The sequence below is a fragment of the Kitasatospora sp. NPDC048296 genome, from assembly GCF_043201815.1.
Classification (GTDB): Bacteria; Actinomycetota; Actinomycetes; order Streptomycetales; family Streptomycetaceae; genus Kitasatospora.
In genome coordinates this window covers 626-17,397 of sequence record NZ_JBICZB010000030.1, presented here as the reverse complement: position 1 = coordinate 17,397, position 16,772 = coordinate 626, and the positions used below count along the sequence as shown (strand labels likewise).

Genomic DNA, 16,772 nt, shown 5'->3' with positions numbered 1-16,772 from the left:
CGGGAGCGTGCGCCTGGCGCACCACCGGCGCACCATCGGCCGCACGGGTCACACCGGTCGCACGACCGGCCGGACCGGGCCAGCCCGCGGTCTCCGTCCGGGCCATCCCGGCTCCTCCGTTACGGCCACCCGGTGATGATCCTTCCGGACCATCCTGCGCCACGCCTCCGCGATGCACGGCATTTCCGCCGAATTGCGGCGCCACACGGGGCAGCGTCCGCGTGCTTCGCCCCTTTCGTCCGTCGTAAGCTGCACGGACGCATCGCGACAGCACGAGCACGCGGAGGGCGTGGGAGCGTCAGGACACTCCCGGTCCCCGATGCGCGACCGGACCTCCCCGTATTCCAGCTCCTCCCCACCCACCTCAGGGGCTCCACCGAGCCCCGCGCGGACACTCCAGCAAGGCCCGCCACCACCCCCCGGCGGACCGGACGTCCCGGGGTGAACCTCCGGCCCCGCAGACCGCTCGCTCCCCCGTTCGCCGATGCCCTGACCACATTGCGAACTGGAGATCCACGTGGCCGGCCGTATCGAGGACTACGCACTCATCGGGGACATGCAGACCGCTGCCCTGGTCAGCAGGGACGGGGCGGTGGACTGGCTCTGCCTTCCCCGCTTCGACTCGCCGGCGGTGTTCGCCGGCCTCCTCGGCACCGATGAACACGGCTTCTGGCGGATCGGCCCGGCCGAAGCCGTCGCGACCGAGGTCCCCGCTCCGGCCACCGCACCTGCCGGAGCCGACGGCCGGACCCTCTTCACCGACACCGCCGACCTGCGCGTCCCCCCGGCCACCGCCGCCGCCCCCGCCCTGCCCGCCGACCGGCGCCGCTACCGGGGTGACTCGCTGATCCTGGAGCAGGAGTGGGACGCCCAGGGCGGCACCGTCCGGGTGATCGACTTCATGCCGCCCCGCCCGCTGGCCGGCCGCGACGCCGTCCCCCAGGTGATCCGGATCGTCGAGGGCGTGGCCGGCACCGTGCGGATGCGCTCGGCCCTGCGGATGCGCTTCTCGTACGGCCGGATCGTCCCCTGGGTGCACCGGGTCGCGCAGGCCGACGGCGGCCACCGCACCGTCGCCATGGCCGGGCCCGACTCGGTCTGGCTGGACGGCGAGGCCGAGACCTACGGGCGCGACCTCACCACCTACGCCGACTTCACCGTCACGGCCGGCGAGCGGATCGCCTTCGCGCTCACCTGGCAGGCCTCCCACCTCGACGCCCCGGCCGTCCCGGACGCCGAGGCGATGCTCGACGCCACCGCCGACTTCTGGCACGAGTGGGCCGACCAGTGCACCTACCAGGGCCCCTACCGCGAGGCCGTGATCCGCTCGCTGATCACCCTCAAGGGCCTCACCTATGCCCCCACCGGCGGCATCGTCGCCGCCCCCACCACCTCCCTGCCGGAGGACATCGGCGGCGAGCGCAACTGGGACTACCGCTACACCTGGCTGCGCGACGCCGCGATCACCCTCTCCTCGCTGCTGCGCACCGGCTACCGCGAGGAGGCCCGCGCCTGGCGCGAGTGGCTGCTGCGCGCGGTGGCCGGGGACCCGGAGAACCTGCAGATCATGTACGGCATCGCCGGCGAGCGCGAGCTCACCGAGTCCTCGCTGGACTGGCTGCCCGGCTACGAGGGCTCCCAGCCCGTCCGGGTCGGCAACGGCGCCGCCGGACAGCTCCAACTCGACGTCTACGGCGAGGTGGTGGAGGCCCTGCACCTGGCCCACATGACCGGTCTGGTCCGCAACGACCACGCCCTCCACCTCCAGCTGCGCCTGATCGAGTACCTGGAGGACCACTGGCAGAACCCGGACGAGGGCATCTGGGAGGTCCGCGGCCCGCGCCGGCACTTCGTCCACTCCAAGGTGATGGCCTGGGTCGCCGTCGACCGCACCATCAAGCTGCTGGAGCAGACCCCCGAGGACGCCCCCTCCGACGGCCACCTGGAGCGCTGGAAGGAACTGCGCGAGACCATCCACCGGGACGTCTGCGAGAAGGGCTACGACCCCGAGCGCAACACCTTCACCCAGTACTACGGCGGCCAGGAGCTGGACGCCTCGCTGCTGCTCATCCCGCAGGTGGGCTTCCTGCCGCCGGACGACAAGCGGGTGATCGGCACCATCGAGGCGATCCAGCGCGAACTGTCCACCGAGGACGGCTTCGTCCTGCGCTACCCGACCCACGACGAGTCGGGGAACAACGTGGACGGCCTGTCCGGCCACGAAGGTGCCTTCCTGGCCTGCTCGTTCTGGCTGGCCGACGACCTCGCCATGATCGGCCGGGTGCAGGAGGCCCGCGAGCTGTTCGACAAGCTGCTCTCGCTGCGCAACGACCTCGGGCTGCTCGCCGAGGAGTGGGACCCGCGGCTCAAGCGCCAGGTCGGCAACTTCCCGCAGGCCTTCAGCCACGTCCCGCTGATCGACACCGCCCTGCGGCTGACCGCCTGCGGCGCCGCCTACCTGTCGGCCCAGCCGGACGGCCTGGCCGCCGACCGGGTCGAGCAGGCGACCGTCTAGGAACGCTGCACCAACTCGTCGTAGGTGCTGAGCACCTGCGCGACGGTGGCGGCCTCGTCCGGCCAGGTCTCGGCCTGCTGCCGGCCCGCCGCCACCAGCTGCTCGCGACGGGCCGGGTCGGCCAGCACCCCGCGCACCGCCCGTCCGATCGCCGCCGGGTCGCCCGGGGGCACCAGCACGGCGGCGTCACCGACCAGCTCGGGGATGCCGCCGACGGCGGTGGCGACCACTGGCACACCGGCCCGCATCGCCTCCTGGACCACCAGCGAGCGGGCCTCCCAGCGACTGGAGACCACCACCACATCGGCGGCGGCCAACAGGTCGGGCACGTCGGTGCGGTAGCCGAGCAGGCGCACCGGCAGCTTCTCGGCCGTCACCCGCTCGCGCAGCGGGCCCGCCTCCGGGCCGTCCCCGGCGAGCAGCACCAGCGGCTCCGGGTCCAGCGCGGACAGCTCCCGGGTGGCGTCCAGCAGCAGCCCGAAGGCCTTCTGCGGGACGAGCCGGCCGACCGCCAGCACCAGCGGGCGGTCCGGGCCGTCACCGAGCAGCGCGGCGCGCGCCTCGGGGCGGCCGAGCCGGCCCTCGGGCATCGGCGGGGCGGCCACCGGGCCCAGCCGGGCGTCGGTGGCACCCAGTTCGCGGGCCCGGGCGACCAGGTCGGAGGAGGCACCGAGGACGAGGTCGGCGGCGCGCGCCACCCGGCGCTCCATCAGCCGCTGCAGCCGGCGCTCCATGCCGGTGGCCAGCAGCGCGTGGTGCGAGGTGACCACCAGCGGGGTCTCCGGGCGCAGGCCCGGGAAGCGGCCGGCGGTGCGCAGCGCGAGGTCCGAGAGCAGCCCGGCGCGCAGCCCGTGGGCGTGCACCAGGTCGGCGCCGGTGAAGGCCCGGCGCAGCTCGCCGATCGCGGTGGCGTCGCTGCGGGCACCCGCGGTGGGGGTGATGTCGACGGTGTGGAACCGGGCGCCGGTGCGGGAGAAGCCGAACAGCTCGTCCGTGCCCGCCGGCGCGCAGACCGTGACGATCACCCCGTGCGCGACCAGGCCCTGGGCCAGGGAGCGCACGTGCGCACCGATGCCGCCGGTGCTGGCGGCCAGGACGAGCACCACGTGCAGCTGCCCCGGTTCCGGGGCGGCCGCGGTGGCCCGGGCGGCGGAATGGTCCACGTCGTCTCGCATCCGACTCGATCAGGTTCGCGCGCCGCTTCGCGAGGATTGCCCGCCCGGCGGCACTCGGGACTGGAAAGCCAGTGTCCAGCCGCCACCATGCCAGGTCGGCGGCCCTCTTGGACAGTCGGCGCCACCAGGGCGCGTCGTGGTGCCGCGAGGGCCGCCGGACCCGACGGAGCGACCGGCTCAGGGCCTGTCCGGCGGATCCTCGCCGGGTCCGGCGAGGATCCGCCGGACAGGCCTAACGCTGGCGCGGGGCCCGGGCGGTGGCCAGCAGCTCCTCGGCGTGGGCGCGGCCCAGCTCCGAGTCCTCCAGGCCGGCCAGCATCCGGGAGAGCTCGCGCACCCGCTCCTCGTCGTTCAGCACCTTGACGCCGGAGCGGGTCACGGTGCCGTCGTTGGTCTTCTCCACCACCAGGTGCCGGTCCGCGAAGGCGGCGACCTGCGGGAGATGGGTAACCACCACGACCTGCGCGGTTTCGGCCAGTTTGGCCAGTCGGCGGCCGATCTCGACCGCGGCCTTGCCGCCGACGCCCGCGTCCACCTCGTCGAACAGGTAGGTGGGGACGGGGTCGGCACCCGCGAAGACCACCTCGACGGCGAGCATCACACGGGACAGCTCACCGCCGGAGGCACCCTTGGCGATCGGGCGCGGCTGGGCGCCCGGGTGCGGGGCGAGCAGCACCTCGACCTCGTCCACGCCGTGCGGCCCGTACGCGACGGTGCGGCCGTCGACCTCGATCCCGGCCAGGTCGTCGAGCTGGGTGATCGAGAAGGTCACCCGGGCGTGCGGCATGGCCAGTTCGGCGAGTTCGGCGGAGACGGCCCCGGCGAAGCGGCCGGCGGCGGCCCGCCGGGCGGCCGACACCTCGGCCGCCAGCTCGGCCAACTCGGTCCGCAGCTCGGTCTCCTGGGCACCGAGCCGGTCGATCCGGTCGTCGTCACCGTCGAGTTCGGCGAGCCGGGCGGCCCCGGCCTCGGCCCAGGCGATCACCTCGGCGAGGGTGTTCTCCTCGCCGCCGTACTTGCGCAGCAGCTGGGCCAGCACGGCCCGGCGGTCCTCGACGGCGGCCAGGCGCACCGGGTCGGCGTCCAGGTCGTCGGCGTAACCGGCCAGGTCCCCGGCCACGTCTGCCAGCAGGTAGCCGACCTCGTTCAGCCGGTCCGCGAGGGCGGCCAGCCGCTCGTCGTGGTGGCGCACGGCGTCCAGGGCGCGGCGGGACTGGGCGAGCAGGGTGCCCGCGTCCAGCGCCTCCGGGTCGGTCGGGTCGCCGGCCAGGGCGGCGTGGGCGAGGGTCGCGGCGGAGGAGAGCGCGTCGGCGTGGCCGAGCCGTTCGGCCTCGGCGGCCAGCTCGACGTCCTCCCCGGCCACCGGCTCGGCGGCGGCGATCTCGTCCAGGCCGAAGCGCAGCAGATCGGCCTCCTGGGCGCGCTCGCGGGCCCGGGTGGTCAGCTCCTCCAGGGTGGCCGAGACCTCGCGCAGGGCGCGGTAGGTCTCCCGGTAGCGGGCCAGCGGCTCGGCCACCGCCTCGCCCGCGTACCGGTCCAGCGCGCCGCGCTGGCGGGCCGGGCGCAGCAGCCGCTGCTGGTCGGTCTGGCCGTGCACCGCGATCAGGTCCTCGCCGAGCTCGGCAAGCAGCCCGACCGGGACGGCCCGTCCGCCGACGTGGGCCCGGGAGCGGCCCTCGGCAGAGACGGTCCGGCTGATCAGCAGGGCGCCGTCGTCCAGTTCCGCCCCGGCCTCGACGGCGCGGGCCGCCACCGAGGAGTCGGCGGGCAGCTCCAGCCGGCCCTCCACGACCGCGCGTCCGGAGCCGTTGCGCACCAGGCCCGGGTCGGCGCGGCCGCCGAGCAGCAGGCCGAGGCTGGTCACGACCATGGTCTTGCCGGCGCCGGTCTCACCGGTCACGGCGGTGAAGCCGGGGGCCAGCTCGACCACCGCGTCGTCGATGACCCCAAGATCCCGTATCCGCATCTCGTCCAACACGGAGACGACCTTACGAGGTTCCGGCCCCGGAGCGCGACGAGCGGCAACGGCGCGCGGCAACTCCGTGCCCGGAAGTTCATCCCATCCGGGGCGTTTGCGGCGAGGTGTCCTGGGCTGGCGACGCGGTGCACCAGGGCAGGAACAGCTGTACCAGCGGGCCGATGGCCAGCGCGTACACGACCGTGCCGACCCCGGCGGTACCGCCCAGCAGGACACCGGCCGCCAGCACGATGACCTCGATGCCGGTGCGCACCAGCCGCAGCGAGCGGCCGGTGTGCCGGTGCAGGCCGGTCATCAGGCCGTCGCGCGGGCCCGGGCCGAAGCGGGCGCCGATGTAGAGCCCGGAGGCCAGGCCGTTGAGCACGACCGCGGCGGCCATCAGCGCGATCCGGGCGGGCAGGCCCGCGGGGCCGCCGACCAGCCGCAGGGTGAGGTCCATGGCCGCGCCGATCATCAGCACATTGGCGACGGTGCCCAGGCCCGGGCGCTGGCGCAGCGGGATCCACAGCAGCAGCACGAGGGCCCCGCAGATGGTCACCCAGGCGCCCACGGTCAGCCCGAGCACCCGCTGCAGGCCCTGGTGGAAGACGTCCCAGGGATCGAGGCCGAGGCCGGAGCGGAGCATCAGCGCCATGCTCACGCCGTACAGGACCAGGCCGACGGCGAGCTGCGGGAGCCGGCGGCCCAGCGCGTGGGTGTCGCCGAGGATCCGGACGACCGGGCCCGGCCGGGTCGGCCCGGGGGCGGGCGGGGTCGTGGTCGTGGTGGCCAATCGGTGCTCCTGTGGATGGTTCCGCACCCCGGGGCAGCCCCGGTGGTGGCGGCTCGACGGCCGCCCTGCCATGATGAGCAGGCCAAACAGGCCCCTTCCAGGGCCAATTACGAGCAAGTGGACTGATGAGCGACGCGAGCTCATCATCGAAGAGGTGCGGCTGCGCGAAGCGCCTGCCGAGCGCAGCGAGGTGGGCGCATGAGTTTCCTGAGTCAACCCCTATGGGCTGCAGAAGGGATGGTCCTCTAATGAGCGCCATGGCCGACTGGCACACCACCGTCACCCCGCCCGCACTGGCCCGGCTGCTCGCCACCGCCCGGCTCCCCGAGCCGGCCACCAGGCGCCGCCCCGCCTACCGCACCCTCGCCGGCCAGATCCGGCTGCTGGTCACCGAGGGCCGGCTGCCGGTCGGCGCCCGGCTGCCCGCCGAACGCGAGCTCGCCTCCGCCCTGGAGCTCAGCCGCACCACCGTCGCCACCGCCTACGAGACCCTGCGCGGCGACGGCTACCTGCTCAGCCGCCGCGGCGCCGGCAGCTGGACCACCCTGCCCGAGGGCGCCCCGCCGCCCAGCGACGCCCTGCACCCCGTCCCGCCGGACGAGCAGGGCAGCACCCTGGACCTCGGCGTCGCCGCGCTGCCCGCCCCGCAGCCCTGGATCGGGCAGGCCGCCGCCCGGGCCGTCGAGCTGCTCCCGCACTACGCCGCCGGACACGGCCACTACCCGACCGGCGTCCCGGTGCTGCGCGAGGCCGTCGCCCGCCGCTACACCGAGCGCGGACTGCCCACCACGCCCGACCAGATCCTCATCACCACCGGCGCGATGGGCGGCCTGCACCTGGTCCAGCGGGTGCTGATCGGCCGCGGCGACCGGGTCGCCGTCGAGGCCCCCAGCTACGCCCACACCCTGCAGGCCCTGCGCCTCACCGGGGCGCGCCTGGTGCCGGTGCCGTACGCCCTGCCGCAGTCCCGCCCCGAGCCGAAGGGGCGCGCCGGCGCCGAAAGCGACGAGCGACAAGCGACGAAGGAGCGCCGGAGCGAGGAGCGTCGGCACCAGGTCCGAGCGCCCCGGAGGCGAGCGGGCGAGCAGCAGTGGGACCTGGAGGAGTGGCAGCGGGTGCTGCGCGGCGCCGCGCCGAAGGTCGCCTACGTCATCCCGGACTTCCACAACCCCACCGGCGCGCTGATCGACGAGGAGCAGCGCCGCGAGCTGCTGGCCGCAGCCCGGGCCGCCGGGAGCATCGTGCTGGTCGACGAGACCACCGCCGAACTCGGCTGGGGCGTGCCGCAGTCCACGCCGCTGCCGCGCCCCATGGCGGCGCTGGACCGCGCGGCCCAGGTGGTCACCGTCGGCTCGGCCGGCAAGCTGCTCTGGGGCGGCCTGCGGATCGGCTGGGTCCGCGCCGCGCCCGCGCTCGTGCGCCGGCTGGCCACCGAGCGGGTCTACAGCGACGTCGGCACGCCGGTCCTCGACCAGCTGATCGCCGCCGAGCTGATGGGCGAGCCGCTCCAGGCCGTCCGGGCCCACCAGCTGGACCGGCTGCGGGCCACCGCGCACGCCTTCGCCGCCGCGCTGCCCGGGCACCTGCCGGGCTGGGACTTCCCGATGCCGCTCGGCGGCCTGGCGCTGTGGGTCTCCACCGGCGGCCTGTCCGGCGCGGCACTGGCCCAGGCCGGGGAGCGCGCCGGGATCCGGATCGCCTCCGGCAACCGGTTCGGCTCGGACGGTGCCTTCGAGCACCACATCCGGCTGCCGCTCACCGTGCCCGCCGCGGCCGTGCCCACCGCCGTCGAGCGGCTCGCCGCGGTGGCCGCCCGCGCGGCGGCGGGCGGCCGGCTCGGCTCGGCCGACGGGGCCCAGCCGCTGGCGGTCTGACCGTTCGCCGGACTCCGCCTCAGTGTCCGGTTTTCGACCGCCCGCGCCAACCCGTCACCGGGAGCGCGAACTTGGCCACCAGCCGGTCGGTGAACGGCGCCCGGTGCAGTCTGGCCAGCCGCACCGGCGTCTGCCCCCGGCGCACCTCCACCCGTGCCCCGGCGGGCAGTTCGACCGAGCGCCGCCCGTCGCACCAGAGCACCCCGTGCGGGGTCTTGGGCTGCACCTCCACCGCCAGCACCGAGTCCGGCGAGGTCACCAGTGGCCGGGCGAACAGCGCGTGCGCGGAGATCGGCACCATCAGCAGCGCCTCCACCTCCGGCCACACCACCGGCCCACCGCCGGAGAACGCGTACGCGGTCGAGCCGGTCGGCGTCGCACAGACCACCCCGTCGCAGCCGAAGTTGGAGACCGGTCGGCCGTCCACCTCGGTCACCACCTCCAACATCCGCTCCCGGGACGCCTTCTCGATGGACGCCTCGTTCAACGCCCAGTCCTGGTGGACCACATCGCCGTTGGTGCGGACGATCACGTCGATCGTCATCCGCTCCTCGACCTCGTAGTCGGCGTCCACCACCCGCTCGACCACCACGGCCAGGTCGTCCCGCTCGGCCTCGGCCAGGAAGCCGACCCGGCCGAGGTTGATCCCCAGCATCGGCAGCCCGTGCGAGCGCGCCAGCTCGGCGCCGCGCAGCAGCGTCCCGTCACCGCCGGCGACCAGGATCAGCTCGCAGCCGTCCGCCGCCCCCGGTCCCTCGGCCACCTTCTCGACCCCGTCCGGCAGGTCGAGGTCCACCGCCTCGGCCTCCAGCAGTCTGATCCGGAGCCCCGCCTTCAGCAGCCCGTGCACCAGGCCCTCGACGCTGCGCAGCGCCGCCTCCCGGCCGGTGTGCGCGATCAGGAAGACCGTACGTTCTTCATCGCTCATGCCGCTGCCCTCTCCCTACGCCTGCCCGGGTCGCCCTTGGCCCGGTGCGGCCGCGCCATACAGCATGACGGGCCGGACGCTCGCTGAGCACCCTACCTACCGGGGCCCCTCCGCCACGGCCCGCTCCGCCTCCGCCGGGTCCAGCTGCGGGGCGTCCCGGCGCATCCAGAGGAAGTACTCGACGTTCCCGGACGGCCCCGGCAGCGGGCTCGCGGTGACCGCCCGCACGCCCAGCCCGAGCTCCCACGCCTGCCCCGCCACCTGGCGCACCATCTCGGCACGCAGCTGCGGGCTGCGCACCACCCCGCCGCTGCCCAGGCGCTCCTTGCCGATCTCGAACTGCGGCTTGACCATCAGCACCAGGTCCGCGTCCTCCGCCGCACAGGCGGCCAGCGCCGGCAGCACCAGGCCCAGCGAGATGAAGGACAGGTCGCCCACCACCAGGTCGACCGGGGTGCCGCCGATCGCGTCCCGGGTCAGTTCGCGCACGTTGGTGCGGTCCATCACGGTGACCCGCTCGTCGCTCTGCAGCGACCAGGCGAGCTGCCCGTAGCCGACGTCCACCGCCAGCACGTGGGCGGCCCCGGCCCGCAGCAGCACGTCGGTGAAGCCGCCGGTGGAGGCACCCGCGTCCAGCGCCCGGCGGCCCTCGACCACCAGGCCCTGCGGCACGAAGGCCGCGAACGCCCCGGCCAGCTTGTGGCCGCCGCGCGAGACGTAGTCGGGATCGTTGTCGTCCTTGGCCACCACGACCGCCGCCGAGGTCTCCACCTGGGTGGCCGGCTTGGTCGCGGTGGTGCCGCCGACGGTCACCCGACCGGCAGCGATCAGCTCGGACGCGTGCTCACGCGACCGGGCCAGCTTACGGCGGACCAGCTCCGCGTCGAGTCGGCGTCGTGCCACTGCCACTGGTGTTTCAGCTCCTACGGGTCCTACGGGTCATTCCTGGTCGAGTGCGGCCAGCGTGTCGGCGAGCCGCTGGTGAACATCTTCGTACACCGCGACGTGTGCCTCGGCGGGGACCCCGTCCAGGGCCTCCAGCCGGGCCAGCCCGGCGTCCACCCCGGGGTGGCCGGTGGGCAGCAGTTCAACGCCGAGCGGCTCGACCGGCTGGCTGTGCTCACTTGTCTCGGGCATCGGGCTTCTTCGTGCTGGTGGCCTTGCGGACGGTGGTCTTCTTCGTCGCCGTGCGCTTGGCGGGGGTCCTGGGCTGGGCGTCCGGCTGCTTCGCGGTGGTGGTCTTCTCGACCGTGGCCTTCTTGGCGGTGGTGGTCTTCTTCGCGGCGGCCTTTCCGGCCGTCGTCTTCGTCGCGGCAGCCTTCCCGGCCGTCGCCTTCTTCGCCGTCGTCTTCTTCGCGGCCGTCGTCTTCTTCGCGGCCGTCGGCTCCCCGGCCCGCGGCGCGGGCGGCACCGGCGGATCGACCTCGACCGGCTCGTCCACATCCACCCGCTCGGCCACTATCGGCTCCCCCGCCACGCGCTCGCTCTCGTACTCCCAGCCGCGTCCGAACAGATCGTCCGCCCGCGGCGCGGGCGTCGGCTCCTCCGCCGCCGCCTCGTACAGGTCCGGCCCGGACTTCGCCGCGACCGGCTCCTCCTCGATCTCGCGCAGCTTGCTCTCCAGGTACGCCAGCACCACGCCGACCTTGGTCACCTGGTCGCCGACCCGCTCGAAGGCCTTCTCCACCTCGTTGCGCGCCACCCCGACCGCCAGGTCCACCCCGGCCCGCCCGGCGGTGACGGCCTCCTCCGCCATCGTCTGCAGCGTCTTGGCGGACGGCGGGAACTGCCCGCCGAGCTTGCGCTCGACCTCGGTCACGTCGACACCGGTCTTCTCCAGGACCGCGGCCGCCGTCTCGACGACCCGCTTGCCGACCTCCTCCACCACCACGGCGGCGGCCGCCACCGCTCCCCGCACCGTCCTCGGCAGCATCCGGGTGCCTCCTTAGCGCCTACGCGCGCATCGCTCCGTCGCCGTCGGTACCCGGGCCGTTTCCGGGCACCCCACTGACGACGCTACCGCCAAAACCCTCCTGAGGTACCGTGGCCCGGGCAGTTCAGAGCACCGTAGTGACCTGGGGATGGAGCCACCGCCATGGCGAACGTCGAGGAGTGCCGGGAGGCGCTGGAGCAGCTCAGCCGGAACATGGCCGACTCCACCGGCGACGTCCGCAAGGCCGCCGCCATGGACCGCTCGCTCAGCTGCCGGATCACCGACCTCGACCTGACCTTCACCGGGCGGCTGCGCGAGGGCCGGATCCAGGACGTCATCGCCGCGTCCGGCGCGCCTGCCGCGAAGGCGGAGATCCAGCTCACCATGGCCAGCGACGACCTGCTCGCCCTGGTCCGCGGCACGCTCAACTTCGCCTCCGCCTGGGCGAGCGGCCGGGTCAGGCTGGAGGCCGGCTTCCGCGACCTGCTGCGGCTGCGCACCCTGCTCTGACCGCCACCGGGGGTCAGAAGCCTCAGAAGCCTCAGAAGCCGAGCTCGGCCAGCGCCTTCCGTCCGTCCGCCGGCCCGCCGTCCGCGTCCAGCGCCGTCCACGCCGCCGCGCACAGCGCCCGCAGGCCGTCCCAGCGGTCCCCGGCACCGGTCAACAGCAGCTCGCCGCCCTCGGCCGTCGCGACCCAACCGCCGCAGCCGAAGCCGCCGTCCCGGGCCGTCACCGCTGGCTGCGGGACCAGCAGGCCGCGCAGGTCCGCCGCCAGGTAGGTCGGCCGGTGCTCGACCGGGGCCGCCAGCAGCTGCGCGGGGGTGGTCACACCGGTGAACACCAGCAGGCTGTCCACCCCGCCGTTGAACGCACCCTCGATGTCGGTGTCCAGCCGGTCCCCGACCACCAGCGGCCGCCGGGCGCCGGTCCGCAGCACCGTCTCCCGGTGCATCGGCGGCAGCGGCTTGCCCGCCACCTCCGGCTCCACCCCGGCCGCGGCCCTGACCGCCGCGACCAGCGTCCCGTTGCCCGGCGCGATCCCGCGCGCCGTCGGCACGGTCATGTCGGTGTTCGAGGCCACCCACGGCAGCCCGGCGCGCACCGCGTACGCGGCCTCCGCCAGCTGCGGCCAGCCCACCGACGGGTCGAAGCCCTGGACCACCGCGAGCGGCTCCTCGTCCAGCGAACGAACCGCCACCAGCCCGCGCTCGGCCAGCGCCTCCTCCAGCCCCAGACCGCCCACCACCAGCACCTTCGCCCCGGCCGGCACCTTCTCGGCGACCACCCGGGCGGCCGCCTGGGCCGAGTTGATGACGTCCGCCGGCTCGGCGGGCACGCCCAGCTCGGTCAGGTGCTCGGCCACCACCCGCGGCGGGCGGGAGGCGTTGTTGGTCACGTACGCGAGCCGCATCCCGGCCGTCCGGGCGGCCGCCAGCGAGTCCACCGCGTGCTCGATCGCGTGCGGGCCGGCGTAGACCACGCCGTCCAGGTCCAGCAGCGCGGTGTCGTACGCCCCGGTCAGCGGGCCCTCGCTGCCGCCGGGGGCGGTGCGTCGCACGGTGGTGGCCGTCTCGGTCATGGCTGCGCTACCTCATTCACTGCGGTTCACCGCGTTCGACAACTGCACTGCTCGTACCTGCCCGTTCAGGCGTCGCCGTTGACGCCCTCGGGCTTTCCCCCCGCCTGCTCCCCGGCGTCCGCCACGGGCTCCCCGCCCTGGCTCCTGCCGCTGGCCGGGACCCCGGGCAGCAGCGGGCCGAACGCCCCGGCGCGGGCCGCCAGGGTGGCCCGGGTCTGCCGCAGCGCCTCCCGGTAGTGGTCGGTCTCCGGCCGCATCGCCACGGCCAGCGCCAGGTGCTCGACGGACGTCTCGAAGTCGCCCAGCCGGGCCGCCGCGACGCCCCACCCGAACTGAGCGTAGTCGTCCGCCGGATCGGCCAGCGCCACGGCCCGGAAGTTCTCCAGCGCCGCCGCGTACGACCCGGCGTCGAACTGCGCCCGGGCCAGCGCCTCCCGGATGCTGCGCGAGTGCGGCTCGGCGTCCGCCGCCCGGGTGAGCAGCTGCTCGGCGGCCGCCGGATGCCCCTGGGCCAGCAGTTTCGCGCCCCGGCGGAACCAGTCGTACACGTCCCCGGCGGGCTCCCCGGACCGTCCCTGGGCCGGGATGCCCCCCATCGGCACGCCCTCCCCCGGGCCGCCGCTGTCCGACCGTCCCTGCCCGTCGTCCATGCCGTACCTCGCCCTCGATCGCTCGCCCGCCCCACGAGACGGCACGGGTATACAGATCTTTCAACAACGTGTACCCGGTTACCATGCCCAGAATGAGCGCACCCAGTGCAGAAGACGGAGTCGAGACTCCCGAGGGCGGCCCCGGCGATCCCGGGCACGTCGCCACCGCAGGCCTGTCCCTGTCCCCCTTCCGGGGACTGCGCTACGTCCCCGACCGGGTCGGCGCGCTGGCCGCGGTGATGTCCCCGCCGTACGACGTCGTCGACCCGGGGCGCCGGCTCGACCTGGAGACCGCCGACCCGTTCAACGTGGTCCGGCTGATCCTGCCCCGGCCCGAGCCGGAGGACGCCGGTGACCGCCCCGACCGCGACACCAAGTACCGCCACGCCGCCCGGCTGCTGGCCGCCTGGCAGCGCGAGGGCGTGCTCGCCGCCGACCCGCTCCCCGCGATCTACGTCTACGAGCAGCGGGTGCCCGCCACCGCCGACTCCCCCGAGTTGCTCCAGCGCGGTCTGATCGGCGCCCTCGCGGTGAGCGGGCCCGAGGCCGGTGTGGTCCTCCCGCACGAGGACGTCATGCCCCAGCCGGTCGCCGACCGGGTCGGCCTGATGCGCACCACCCGGGCCAACCTCGAACCGCTGCTGCTCACCTACCGCGGCAACGGCGGCGCCTCGGGCGTCCTCGAACGGACGGTCGAGGGCGAGCCGCTGCTCTCCACCGCCACCAGCGACGGCACCCACCACCGCCTGTGGGCGGTCACCGACCCCGCCGAGATCGCCGAGATCAGCCGCGACCTGGCCACCTGCCGGGCGCTGATCGCCGACGGCCACCACCGCTGGGAGATGTACCTGCGGCTCCAGCGCGAGCACCGCCACCTGCCGCGCAGCCCGTGGGACCGCGGCATGGTGCTCCTGGTGGACACCGCCCGCTACCCGCTGCGGGTCCGGGCCATCCACCGCGTGCTGTACCGGCTGCCGGTGGCCGAGGCGCTGAACAAGCTCGGTGACCACTGGAAGGTCAAGGAGGTCCCTGGCCCGCTGCCCGCCGCGCTCCAGGCGCTCGCCGAGCAGAAGCGGCACGGCGGCAACGGCTTCGTGCTGACCGGCGGCGACGGCGTCTACTGGCTGCTCGGCGAACCCGAGGAGTCCCTGCTGGACGCCACCGTGCCGCACGACCGGCCCGAGGAGTGGCGCCACCTGGACGCCACCGTCCTGCACGCCACCCTGCTCGACCACACCTGGCACGTCCCCGACGGCCCGGACGACATCGGCTACCTGCACACCGCAGTGGCCGCCGAACGCGAGGCGGCCCGCACCGGCGGCACCGCCGTCCTGCTGCACCCGGTCCGGGAGAGCGTGGTGCGGCGGCTCGCCGAGCAGGGCGTCACCATGCCGCGCAAGTCCACCTCCTTCGGGCCGAAGCCGGCCACCGGGCTGGTGCTGCGCAACCTCACCCTGGGCTGACCGCCCTGGACGCCGTGAGGCCCTGCCGCTCCCTCGGGGAACAACAGGGCCTCACGGTGTGCCAGGTCAGGGCGCTCAGCTCTGGGCGTCGCCCTTGTCCTCGGCCTTCTCGGCCTTCTCGGCCTGCTCGGCCTCGGCCTCGGTCTTGGCGTCCAGGGAACGCTCGGGCACCACGCCGTCGAAGTCCTCGTCGATCTCGAGGTCGTCCTCGTCGTAGTACTCCTCGACGTCCTCCTCGTCCTCGAAGATCACGCGGTCGTCGGCGATGTCGCCGCCGCGCTTCTTCGCCGGGGCCTCGGCCTTGTCGGCCTCCTCCTCGGCCAGCTCCGGGTCGAGCGCGTCGGTGAACTCGACGCCGTCGATCTCGGCCAGGCGCTCGGAGGCGTTGGTCGAACCGTCGGTGTCGGCCTCGGCCGCCTTGGCGAACCAGTCGCGGGCCTCGTCGCCACGGCCGGCCGCGATCAGCGCCTCGGCGTAGGCGTACCGCAGCCGCGCGGTCCACGGGTGCACGGCGCTGGAGGCCAGCTCCGGGCTCTGCAGGGTCACGACGGCGGCGTCGAACTGCTCCATGTCGCTGCGGGCACCCGCCGCGACCAGGCGCATCTCGACCTGGCCGGCCTTGTCCAGCTGCTTCACCTCGGGCTCACCGGCCATCGCCAGCGCCCGCTCCGGACGGCCCAGACCGCGCTCGCAGTCGGCCATCACCGGCCACAGGTCGGCGCGGCCGGTCATCCGACGGGCGGCGCGGAACTCGGTCAGCGCCTCGGAGTAGCGCTGCGTCATGTACGAGGCGAACCCGGCCGCCTCGCGGACGGCCGCGACGCGGGAGGCCAGCCGGAGCGCGACGCGCGAGTACTGGTAGGCCTCCTCCGCCTCGCCGTCGAGCAGGCGGGCCACCATCACGAGGTTGCGGGCGACGTCGTCCGCGAGCGTCTTGGGCAGGCTCTTGAGCTCCTGGCGCACGTCCGCGTCCAGCTCGAAGCCGGTGACGTCCTCCGGGATCGGCAGTCGCTTGACCGGCTCGTAGTTGCCACGGCGGTCGTCGTAGTCCCGACGGCCCTGGTCGCCGCCACGGTCGTCCCGACGGTCGTCCCGGCGGTAGCCGCCACGGTCGCCGCCACGGTCGTCGCGACGGAAACCGCCACGGTCACCACCGCGCTCGCCACGGTCACCGCGGTCGCGGTTGAAGCCGCCACCGGAGGGGCGGTCGTCGCGACGGAAACCACCGCCGGCCGGACGGTCGTCACGGCGGAAGCCACCACGGTCGCCACCGCGGTCATCGCGGTCACGGAACGGACGGTCGTCACGACGCGGACGGTCATCACGGTCGTCACGACGGAAACCGCTGGGGCGGTCATCGCGGCGGAACCCGCCACGGTCGTCACGGTCGTCACGACGGAAACCACCCGAGGGGCGGTCGTCGCGACGGAAACCACCACCGGCCGGACGGTCGTCCCGGCGGAAGCCACCGCCGGCCGGACGGTCGTCACGGCGGAAGCCACCGCGGTCGTCGCCGCGGTCACGGTTGAAGCCGCCACCGGAGGGGCGGTCGTCGCGACGGAAACCACCGCCGGCCGGACGGTCGTCACGGCGGAAGCCGCCACGGTCGCCACCGCGGTCATCGCGGTCACGGAACGGACGGTCGTCACGACGCGGACGGTCATCACGGTCGTCACGACGGAAACCACCCGAGGGGCGGTCGTCACGACGGAAACCACCACCGGCCGGACGGTCGTCGCGACGGAAGCCGCCACGGTCGCCACCGCGGTCGTCGCGGTCACGGTTGAAACCACCGCCGGCCGGGCGGTCGTCACGGCGGAAGCCACCGCGGTCGTCGCCGCGGTCACGGTTGAAGCCGCCACCGGAGGGGCGGTCGTCGCGACGGAAACCACCGCCGGCCGGACG

The 16,772-nt window shown here is 74.7% G+C and carries 14 protein-coding genes and 1 pseudogene; 4 read left to right on the top strand and 11 right to left on the bottom strand.

Translation table 11 applies throughout. The features are described 5' to 3' along the window. Positions 1–517 precede the first annotated feature (517 nt). A complete protein-coding gene (locus ACGF12_RS19430; protein WP_393031164.1) occupies positions 518–2,515 on the top strand; it encodes a glycoside hydrolase family 15 protein in 1,998 nt (665 codons plus the stop codon). Here the strand turns inward: ACGF12_RS19430 and ACGF12_RS19425 are convergent. The 3 genes from ACGF12_RS19425 to ACGF12_RS19415 form a co-directional block, all read right to left on the bottom strand. After that, positions 2,512–3,690 (bottom strand): glycosyltransferase family 4 protein, encoded by a 1,179-nt coding sequence (locus ACGF12_RS19425; RefSeq protein WP_393031161.1) that lies wholly within the window; start codon positions 3,688–3,690, stop codon positions 2,512–2,514. The genes ACGF12_RS19430 and ACGF12_RS19425 overlap by 4 nt on opposite strands. 232 nt (positions 3,691–3,922) lie before the next feature. Next, on the bottom strand, positions 3,923–5,656 hold the full coding sequence (gene recN / locus ACGF12_RS19420; protein ID WP_393031322.1) for a DNA repair protein RecN: 1,734 nt from the start codon (positions 5,654–5,656) through the stop codon (positions 3,923–3,925). An 88-nt stretch (positions 5,657–5,744) separates the two neighbouring features. Next, positions 5,745–6,440 carry a YitT family protein gene (locus tag ACGF12_RS19415; protein WP_393031158.1) on the bottom strand — a complete coding sequence of 232 codons (696 nt, stop codon included), beginning with the start codon at positions 6,438–6,440 and terminating at the stop codon, positions 5,745–5,747. Positions 6,441–6,697: 257 nt separating this feature from the next. Here ACGF12_RS19415 and ACGF12_RS19410 point away from each other — a divergent pair, with 257 nt between their 5' ends. Then, positions 6,698–8,314, top strand: a complete 1,617-nt coding sequence (locus ACGF12_RS19410) for a PLP-dependent aminotransferase family protein (RefSeq protein WP_393031319.1) — start codon at positions 6,698–6,700, stop codon at positions 8,312–8,314. Between the two features lie 19 nt (positions 8,315–8,333). Here ACGF12_RS19410 and ACGF12_RS19405 read toward each other — a convergent pair whose 3' ends face one another. From ACGF12_RS19405 to ACGF12_RS19390, 4 genes are all read right to left on the bottom strand, one after another. Beyond that, complete coding sequence (locus ACGF12_RS19405; RefSeq protein ID WP_393031156.1) at positions 8,334–9,242, bottom strand: NAD kinase; 909 nt, start codon at positions 9,240–9,242, stop codon at positions 8,334–8,336. Between the two features lie 96 nt (positions 9,243–9,338). Then, positions 9,339–10,145 (bottom strand): TlyA family RNA methyltransferase, encoded by an 807-nt coding sequence (locus ACGF12_RS19400; RefSeq protein WP_393031316.1) that lies wholly within the window; start codon positions 10,143–10,145, stop codon positions 9,339–9,341. Positions 10,146–10,181: 36 nt separating this feature from the next. Beyond that, positions 10,182–10,379 carry a hypothetical protein gene (locus tag ACGF12_RS19395; protein ID WP_393031153.1) on the bottom strand — a complete coding sequence of 66 codons (198 nt, stop codon included), beginning with the start codon at positions 10,377–10,379 and terminating at the stop codon, positions 10,182–10,184. Next, entirely contained in the window at positions 10,363–11,175 is an 813-nt protein-coding gene (locus tag ACGF12_RS19390) for a hypothetical protein (protein WP_393031150.1), read from the bottom strand. The genes ACGF12_RS19395 and ACGF12_RS19390 overlap by 17 nt, the downstream gene beginning before the upstream one ends. Positions 11,176–11,337: 162 nt before the next feature. On the opposite strand from ACGF12_RS19390, the gene ACGF12_RS19385 reads away from it, so the two are divergent. Further along, positions 11,338–11,685 carry an SCP2 sterol-binding domain-containing protein gene (locus ACGF12_RS19385; protein ID WP_393031147.1) on the top strand — a complete coding sequence of 116 codons (348 nt, stop codon included), beginning with the start codon at positions 11,338–11,340 and terminating at the stop codon, positions 11,683–11,685. 31 nt (positions 11,686–11,716) lie between these two features. On the opposite strand, the gene ACGF12_RS19380 is transcribed toward ACGF12_RS19385, so the two are convergent. Together ACGF12_RS19380 and ACGF12_RS19375 are read right to left on the bottom strand one after the other, a co-directional pair. After that, complete coding sequence (locus ACGF12_RS19380; RefSeq protein ID WP_393031144.1) at positions 11,717–12,754, bottom strand: HAD-IIA family hydrolase; 1,038 nt, start codon at positions 12,752–12,754, stop codon at positions 11,717–11,719. A 65-nt stretch (positions 12,755–12,819) separates the two neighbouring features. Continuing rightward, positions 12,820–13,404: a tetratricopeptide repeat protein gene (locus ACGF12_RS19375; RefSeq protein WP_393031141.1), complete on the bottom strand. Its 585-nt coding sequence runs from the start codon at positions 13,402–13,404 to the stop codon at positions 12,820–12,822. 92 nt (positions 13,405–13,496) lie between these two features. Between ACGF12_RS19375 and ACGF12_RS19370 the strand changes: the two genes are divergently transcribed. Beyond that, positions 13,497–14,867, top strand: a complete 1,371-nt coding sequence (locus tag ACGF12_RS19370; protein ID WP_393031138.1) for a DUF1015 family protein — start codon at positions 13,497–13,499, stop codon at positions 14,865–14,867. 75 nt (positions 14,868–14,942) lie between these two features. Here the strand turns inward: ACGF12_RS19370 and ACGF12_RS19365 are convergent, their stop codons facing one another. Continuing rightward, positions 14,943–15,830 (bottom strand): tetratricopeptide repeat protein, encoded by an 888-nt coding sequence (locus ACGF12_RS19365; protein ID WP_393031313.1) that lies wholly within the window; start codon positions 15,828–15,830, stop codon positions 14,943–14,945. 84 nt (positions 15,831–15,914) lie between these two features. After that, a pseudogene (locus tag ACGF12_RS19360) lies at positions 15,915–16,772 on the bottom strand (tetratricopeptide repeat protein); the annotation flags it as partial.